The sequence below is a fragment of the Bradyrhizobium sp. WSM4874 genome (assembly GCF_055811835.1).
Genome location: NZ_JBVVPR010000084.1, coordinates 1 through 7,329, shown reverse-complemented (window position 1 = coordinate 7,329; position 7,329 = coordinate 1). Strand labels below are relative to the sequence as shown.

Sequence of the window (7,329 nt, the reverse complement as noted above, 5' to 3'; positions counted from 1 at the left end):
CTGCTAGGACCCGCGCGCTGGGGGCCCTGCTGTTTGTGGGGGCGGTTTTTCCGGGGGGCGTTTTAACCTTTGTCCCCTCACTTGGTCCCACGGCTGTCCTCCGACGATCGATTTAAGCTCGTTTTTGCCGCCGTAAGGCAGCCCGTGGCACGATCTCATAACGAGCTCCACTTGCGCAGCCCGGCAGGAAAGACCTTCGGGAAGGCAACATTTTCGAAGGGCGATATCAACTCATAGTCTCGGACAAGCACGCAACAGAGTTCAGTGCCTTTCTCGAGGAAGAGCTGCCCGCTCTGGTCGAAAGATTTTTTGCTCAGCAAGGCGGTGGGTGATTTTCGTCGCGCGGTCCCACCTGGTCAGCTGACAAGGTTTGGGTCGGGTGGCGGGCATGGCGGAGGCCTCGGCCGAAGCCAGACAGTGGCGCAACAACAAAGAGGTAGCATGCGGTAAAAAGAAAGGCCCCCGAAACAGTGTCCCGGAAGCCTCTCTCGTATGTTTGGCGACAACGAGAATCTCACTTCCGCGAATCGCAGTCAAGAGCCTCTGTGAGGCGTAGGACGCCGTTTTGGTGAGCGCTTTCGCTTTGCCTGAAGCTGAAAGACACAACCATGACATCTATCAACGACGCCCTTTGGGCGGCGGCCGATGACGCTTGGGATGATTTCAAGGCAGCTGGCGGCGAAGGCAAAGCCGGAGGCGGCGATTGTTCACAAATGGCACGTGTTCCAGCACATCAAGGAGGCGCGCCAGGTTCTCGGGGCGACCGACCGTGCGCTTGCGATCCTGCACGCGTTGTTGTCATTTCATCCGGAGATTGCGCTTGAGGCCGACAGCGAGCTGATCGTCTGGCCGTCCAACGAGCAGCTGATGGCGCGGGCCAACGGGATGCCGCCCACGACGCTGCGCCGGCATCTCGCCGTTCTGGTCGACTGCGGTCTGATCATTCGCAGGGATAGTCCGAACGGCAAGCGCTTTGCGCGCAAGGGGCAGGGCGGACAGATCGAGCAAGCCTACGGCTTCGACCTGGCCCCGATGGTGGCCCGCGCCGAGGAGTACAAGACGCTGGCGGCGACCGTGCAGGCCGAGAAGAAGGCTTTCCGCGTTGCCAAGGAACGGCTCACCATCCTGCGTCGCGACATCGTGAAGATGATCGAGGCCGGGCTCGAGGAAAGCGTGCCCGGAAACTGGAAGCGGTTTCAGCAGGTCTACCAGGCGATTGCGGGGCGGATTCCGCGGACGGCCCCACGGCAGCTCCTGGAAAGCATCGGCGGTGAGATGGAAGCGCTCTGGCGCGAGATACGGGAGCTGCTGGAAACATTTGCAAAAACACAGAATCTGGATGGCAATGAGTCCCATTCCGGTTGCCACATACAGAGCTCCCCTTGGGAATTGTGCTGGATGCCTGTCCGAACATGCGCTGGCTGATCAAAGGCGGCGAAATCCGGCACTGGAAGGATTTGCTGGCCGCCGCCGAACTTGCCCGGCCGATGCTGGGAATCAGCCCGAGCGCGTGGCGCGAGGCCAGGGATGTGCTCGGCGACCAGCAGGCCGCGATTACGCTCGCGGCGATCCACCAGAAAGCCGACCAGATCAGCAATGCTGGCGGCTATCTGCGGAGCCTGACTGACCGTGCGAAGGGCGGTAAGTTCTCGGTCTGGCCGATGGTCATGGCGTTGCTGCGGGGCAAGTTGGACGGCGCGAAACCACCCCGCCGGGGGGCGGGACCGCTCGCTTGGAGCCGGGAAAGCCGGCGCACGCCAGCGCCGAACTGCGCGCCTCGCTGGCCAGACGCCCGAAATGAGCCAAAGCCCGGCAGGAAAAGACGATGCGCCGACCGCCAGTTGGGCGGAACGGCGGCCAACTCACACCGGAATGGGCGAGCTCATTGCTTGGGCTGAGGGTGACCAAAGCTTTGACTGTCGAAAGGCGCTTGCAACAGTTCCAGAGATGGCTAGCCAGCAGATGCCACCTTGATGGCTTGCCGTCACAGGCGTATATTCCTCCGGGAGGAGTCTCTTTGCTATGGCGGAACCACAGCTCTCAGTCCGGAGTGCAAGGGCACGAGCTCTTGCCCATCGTCTGGCGCGGCGGGAGAATCGCTCGATCGCGGACGTCGTGGAGCGCGCACTCGAAGCTTACGAGGAACGCGTCGCTGGGCGCGAACCGCCCGGGGAATTCTATGCCCGACTGAGGACGAGTGGGGACGCGGATATCGACCTGGAAGCGGTGATTCGCGCAGGGCGCCGACCGCATACTGGATCCGACCTGTGATTTTCCTCGACACCAATGTGATATCGGAGACTTTGAGGAAGGCCCCTGACGATGCGGTCATCGCCTGGCTGGTTCGCCACGATGCGGAGCTTGCACTTCCCACGGTCACGATCGCCGAGATCGCTTTCGGCATTCAGAAGATCAGGCCCGACCAGCGCGCGGAGCGGCTGGAGCACGGATTATCCGATTGGCGCCGACGTTTCGCCGATCGGATTTATGGCCTGACGGAAGCGGCTGCACTCGCCTACGGCGACCTCATGGGAGAGGCGGCGCGCCATGGCCAACCGATGTCGGCCCCCGACGGGATGATCGCAGCTATCGCCCGCGTCAACGGCGGCAGATTGGCCACCCGAAATCTCAGTGATTTTGCCTCGACAGGGCTCGAATTGATTTCGCCGTGGAACTTCTAACCCGCCCCGGTCGCGCGGTTCACAGCCCGGCGGCCTTGGTGAGATTGACCCGGAATCGGTCGCGCCGCCGCTGGTAGCGGCGAGTCTGTTCCGCGCTGGCGTGACCGAGCTGCTTCTGGACGTAGCGCTCGTCGACCTCAGCCGATGAGGCGAGGCCGGCGCGCAGCGAATGTCCGGCGAACTTTCCCTCGCGTTCAGCTTGCGGCAGATCAGCGCGCACCCCGGCGGCCAGCGCCGCGCGTTTGACCAGCCGCGCCACCTGCTGGTCATTCAGGCGATCCGGACCGACGTCCTTGCCGTCGCCCCGTACCCGGCGGAACAGCGGCCCGTGACCGATTCGGGCGAGCTTCAGCCAGATCTGCAGGGCCACGATCGGGCAGGTCGCGCCGGATGAGCCGCGACCGATCTCGATCTCGCGCCAGCCGGTCTTGCCGCGCAGGGTGACGATCATGCCCTTGTCGAGGATCTCGACCCAGCCGCGGCCCTCCTCGGTGTGGTCGCGGCCACAATCCAGGCCGACGATCTCCGAGCGCCGCAGGCCGCCGGCAAAGCCGAGCAGCAGCATGGCCGATCCCTCAAGCCGCGCAGCGTGCCGCGATCGAACGTCTCGAGCATGGCGATGACGTCCTCGGGCAGGACGGCTTCCTTTTGCCGGGGCGGCGCGCCATGGGTGTTGCGGATGCCGGCGAGCACGGTCGCGATATGCCGATCGGTGCGGTCCAGCGGCATGCCGCGCTGGGCATAGTTCCAGGTCAGGGCCGAGAGCCGACGCTCGATGGTCGCGACCGAATTCGCCTGGCGATCGGCCGTCGCGGCGCCCGAGGCGCAGGCGGTGATGTAAAGCCCGACGGTCTGCGCGGACGGCGGCAGCACCTCGAGGCCCTGACGCCGGCACCACGCCGAAAAATGCTTCCAGTCGGAGCTGTAGGCCCGGCGCGTGTTCGCCGAGCTGGCTGCGTCGACATAGTCGCGGGCGCGATCGGCGAGCCGCTCAAGATGCGCCGGCAGGCCGGATTCCGGCGCCGGAACAGGGCAGGGGAGGCGGCTAGGGCTGTCGAACGACGTCTGCGCCGCGGCACGATCGTCGCTCGGCGCCGGGCGCGCAGGCGGGGCGGAGCCCTGCGGAGGGCGATTTTCGAAGGTTCGGGCGGCGATTTCGGGCATGTTCCACATAATGAGGAAAACGACTGATAATGCAACATTATCATTCGTTGTGAGCGAGCGACAGGTCCGGCGGTTTGATGCGAAATCGATCGCCAAAAGCGCCGTACGGGATTAGGCTCAGCCATGTCCTCGCGCCCGCGAATTATCCCTGACCCGCCGCCGACCTTCCCGCCCGTTCCGCTGTGGGTGAGGAAGCTCGCATCCGCAGACGCGGCTGACGATGCGACGTTTTTCGCCGGCGCCGCGCTGGCCGCGCTCCATCCGATCGCCGGTCACGACCACCCGCTCGGCCTGTTGTGGCGCCACCGCCTGTCGCTCGCCAATGCCGCCGTGCTCGCCCGCCATGGCGGACGCACCGAGGACGAGGCGAGGTGCGCGACCATTGGTATCTGCGCCGCGAGACCGATGATCCCGGACCCGGCGGTCGCATTCTCAAGGCCTGGCGCTATCTCGGCGAGCGCGCCGCCATGGCGCCTGACGACTGGCTGATCACGCTGTCCAGGCAGTTCGAGCTGGGCTGCAACGACGCGCTCGCGGACGTCGTCACCGCCGCGGCAAAGCTGGCGGCAGGGCAGGGAAGCGCGGTCGCGGCCGCGGCCGAGATCGCGGCGATGAGCATGCGCCGTGTCCCCGCCAGCGAACCGCTGGCCCTGTGGCTTGCCGACGTCGTGCTCGCCCATCGCCTGAAATGGCCGATGGCCGTGCCGCTGATCGCAAGCCAGCTCCGTCGCGCCGATCTGCGCGCCGCAGGCAAAATTGGCGGCCCGGAGGAGGCCTGGTTGGCGGCCTGCGCGCTGGCCTATGCACGCGCCGCGGCCCCCGCCGCGGAGCTCTACGCCGACCTCGTGCGCCGGGCCAATCGGCTGCTCCAGATCGCACCGAAGCTGCGCGGCCGCGACGCCGATCGGATGGTACTGATCCTGCTGATGGAAGACGCCCAGGCGGCGGGCGCCGGCGAGAACGCCAGTGACCGCAGCGCGCGACGGCTGTTCGAGCGGCTGGTGGCGCTCGGTGCCGTGCGCGAGCTCACGGGACGGCCGAGCTTTCGATTGTACGGGCTCTGAGATGGGACCGCGCGCGCGCCCGACCGAGGCGATTGACACTGAACTGGCCGACCTGCCGCCGGAGCTGCGCTGGCGCGAATGGATGGGCCGGGTCGAGGCCGTGATCTTCGCCTCACCCGCGCCGGTGCCGCACGAGGCGCTGGCGCGCGTTGTCGGCCGCGATTGCAGCATCGACCTTCTGATCGACGATATCAGCGACGAGCTGCGCGGCCGGCCGTACGAGCTCGTCGCCGTCGCCGGCGGCTGGCAGCACCGCACCAAGAAAGTGTTCGCCGAGGCGATCCGGACCGCAACCGGGTTAGGGCGCCAGCTACGGCCGCTCTCGCAGCAGCAGAGCCTGATCCTGATCTGCATCGCCTACTACCAGCCGATCACCCGTGGCGAGCTCTCGCAATTTTTCGGCAAGGAGGTCAGCCGCGACCACATCGCTGACCTGCGCCGCCTCGGCTTCATCGCATCCGGGCCGCGCGCGCCGCAGCCAGGGGCGCCCTACACCTAGGTCACCACCAAGGGCTTCCTGTCGCATTTCGGCTTCGACACCCTGCGCGACCTGCCCGATATGGACATGCTCGAGGACGCAGGCCTGCTCAGCAAGGACAAGCTGCTGGCCGGGGAGTTGCCGGATCCCGACCTGGCAGATGATGAAGAGCAGGACCAACACGAACAAGCTGCAGAGTGGACAGAGACGGGCTAGCCGCACTGCAAAATGTAGGCGACCCCTTGCTTTCATCGCGTGAGCGGCTGCCCGGGATGCATGGCGGCCCCGTGCGATCGACTTTAAAAGCTGGCGGGCAGAAGTAAGGGCAATGCTGGATTCGATCGGCTATCTTCATTTTTGTGGGGGCCATTACAAAGATGGAGCAATCCTGCAAGGCGCTCGATGGAAAGCACTTCGGTTTGAACCTGGCCAGAAAGCAGATGGAGAGCGCGTCGAAGAGTTTCTTAAGCCGTGGGTGTGAATACTGTATCGGCGATCCTCCCCTCTATGTGACGATGATTGAGAGGTCGGCTCGATCGCTCGGCAGATTGGCTGCATCGGTCGCTGCATCACTGCTCGCCTCGACCTGCTCGACCTCCTCCAGCCCGAGCAGCAACTGGTCCTCCGGAAGCGTGATGCGGCATCCCGTGAGCGCGACATGCATACTGATTCACTGTGCCGCAGTTCAACTCGCCTGGATCGGCCACGGTGTCTCGCGCGCGGTGTGGACGCGCTTCCAGTCCAGTCCTTCCAGCAAGGCTGACAGCTGCGCCGCGGTCAGGCGTCTGCGGCTCGGGTCCCACAGGGATCGCAACCGGCTGTCGCATTTGCCGACGCCACGTAAACAGCTGTTGCGGCGACAATCCGTGCCGCCGGCGACCTCCCATACCACGGCTCCCGGGGCCAGCGTCTCCTCGACGAACCGCGCCTTGTCGCCGGCCGAGAACTGCCGGCATCGGCCGCTCTCCGTGATCACCTCGACCCGACGAATCGAGGTTCTAGGCTTCTAGCCTCAAGCATATGGTCGAGCTTAGACACAAGCCGATGTCCATCAGAGATCGATCATTCCTCGCTCGACGCCTTCCATGGAAGGTGGGACGAAACAGCGCTTACGACTCATCTTGAATTTCCGCGTTGTCTCCGCCGATCATTTTCGCAGGAGTAGCTAGCTAGGGAAGCGTTCTCGCGAACGTAGCTCGACAGCAAGTGCGCTTGGTGCCCCGAGGCTCAGCACTACAAGCGGTCATCGTTTAGGAGGATGTAATTGAGCCTGCTCACTGCGACTCGGCGCGAGACCCCTTAGCCGTGATGCTCCCATTTAATCTTAGGCACGCACGTCATCAAGGGATGGCGCACAGGAGCTGTCATAGCGGCGCCTCGCTACGCTGAGTAGGGCCTTCTTTGCGTGACAGAAAATTCAGAGTCCCTTGCTCCAGGGTAGAAAACTTACCGACAAACAGATCGGGTCTAATGTTTGGCCATGGCATAGCTGTCCCCAAGATGATCTGATGTTGGACAGTCGCTGTCACAGAAATCTCGATGACGTGCTTCTGGAAGTTGTGACTGCGTTCCTGCTCCATTTCTTTATCTTCCGTGATGTCGATTATCAGGAATGGCCGGTGACGAAAGGCCGGATCGTGGAGAGCGGCGGTGAGATTGGCGACGCGCGTCCGGGTGGCTTTGCTCTACCCGAGCTACATAGGCACTGCGACACGACTACCTAGGCGGCATAGGCATGTAATACTGCTTCATCTTGAACAGATATTTGTCGTACCATAGTGAATCTGTATTCTCACGTACGTACGAGAAGAAAAAGCGCGGCCAATGCGGCGCTTCCGACAGCTTCAAAGGCCCTCCAGATGCACCTCGACGTGAATTCTGTCAGCATCCACTCATGCCTGTCGCGGCTTAAACGTAGGCCAAGGACTTTCCTGGGGATCGA

At 63.9% G+C, this 7,329-nt stretch carries 6 protein-coding genes and 4 pseudogenes; 7 read left to right on the top strand and 3 right to left on the bottom strand.

What is annotated here, in order from left to right:
* Nucleotides 1-645: 645 nt before the first annotated feature.
* The 3 genes and pseudogenes from repC to AC0L3P_RS38230 all read left to right on the top strand — a co-directional run.
* Nucleotides 646-1,703, top strand: a pseudogene (repC, locus tag AC0L3P_RS38240) (plasmid replication protein RepC); the annotation flags it as partial.
* A gap of 319 nt (nt 1,704-2,022) precedes the next feature.
* Nucleotides 2,023-2,271, top strand: coding sequence for a type II toxin-antitoxin system VapB family antitoxin (locus tag AC0L3P_RS38235; RefSeq protein WP_473309201.1), 249 nt, complete (start codon nt 2,023-2,025; stop codon nt 2,269-2,271).
* Nucleotides 2,268-2,681, top strand: coding sequence for a PIN domain-containing protein (locus AC0L3P_RS38230; RefSeq protein WP_473255947.1), 414 nt, complete (start codon nt 2,268-2,270; stop codon nt 2,679-2,681). Before AC0L3P_RS38235 ends, AC0L3P_RS38230 begins: the two co-directional genes overlap by 4 nt.
* A 19-nt stretch (nt 2,682-2,700) precedes the next feature.
* Here the strand turns inward: AC0L3P_RS38230 and AC0L3P_RS38225 are convergent.
* Nucleotides 2,701-3,845, bottom strand: a pseudogene (locus tag AC0L3P_RS38225) (tyrosine-type recombinase/integrase).
* Between the two features lie 123 nt (nt 3,846-3,968).
* On the opposite strand from AC0L3P_RS38225, the pseudogene AC0L3P_RS38220 reads away from it, so the two are divergent.
* From AC0L3P_RS38220 to AC0L3P_RS38210, 3 genes and pseudogenes are all read left to right on the top strand, one after another.
* Nucleotides 3,969-4,909 (top strand): annotated as a pseudogene (locus tag AC0L3P_RS38220) (DUF1403 family protein).
* A gap of 1 nt (nt 4,910) precedes the next feature.
* A pseudogene (gene scpB, locus AC0L3P_RS38215) lies at nt 4,911-5,603 on the top strand (SMC-Scp complex subunit ScpB).
* Between the two features lie 112 nt (nt 5,604-5,715).
* Nucleotides 5,716-5,868 carry a hypothetical protein gene (locus AC0L3P_RS38210; protein ID WP_473309200.1) on the top strand — a complete coding sequence of 51 codons (153 nt, stop codon included), beginning with the start codon at nt 5,716-5,718 and terminating at the stop codon, nt 5,866-5,868.
* Nucleotides 5,869-5,892: 24 nt separating this feature from the next.
* Here the strand turns inward: AC0L3P_RS38210 and AC0L3P_RS38205 are convergent, their stop codons facing one another.
* Both AC0L3P_RS38205 and AC0L3P_RS38200 read right to left on the bottom strand, forming a co-directional pair.
* Entirely contained in the window at nt 5,893-6,051 is a 159-nt protein-coding gene (locus tag AC0L3P_RS38205) for a hypothetical protein (protein ID WP_473309203.1), read from the bottom strand.
* 21 nt (nt 6,052-6,072) lie between these two features.
* Entirely contained in the window at nt 6,073-6,363 is a 291-nt protein-coding gene (locus AC0L3P_RS38200; RefSeq protein ID WP_473309199.1) for a hypothetical protein, read from the bottom strand.
* A gap of 532 nt (nt 6,364-6,895) precedes the next feature.
* Here AC0L3P_RS38200 and AC0L3P_RS38195 point away from each other — a divergent pair.
* Entirely contained in the window at nt 6,896-7,111 is a 216-nt protein-coding gene (locus AC0L3P_RS38195) for a hypothetical protein (RefSeq protein WP_473309198.1), read from the top strand.
* The last annotated feature ends 218 nt before the right edge of the window (nt 7,112-7,329 follow it).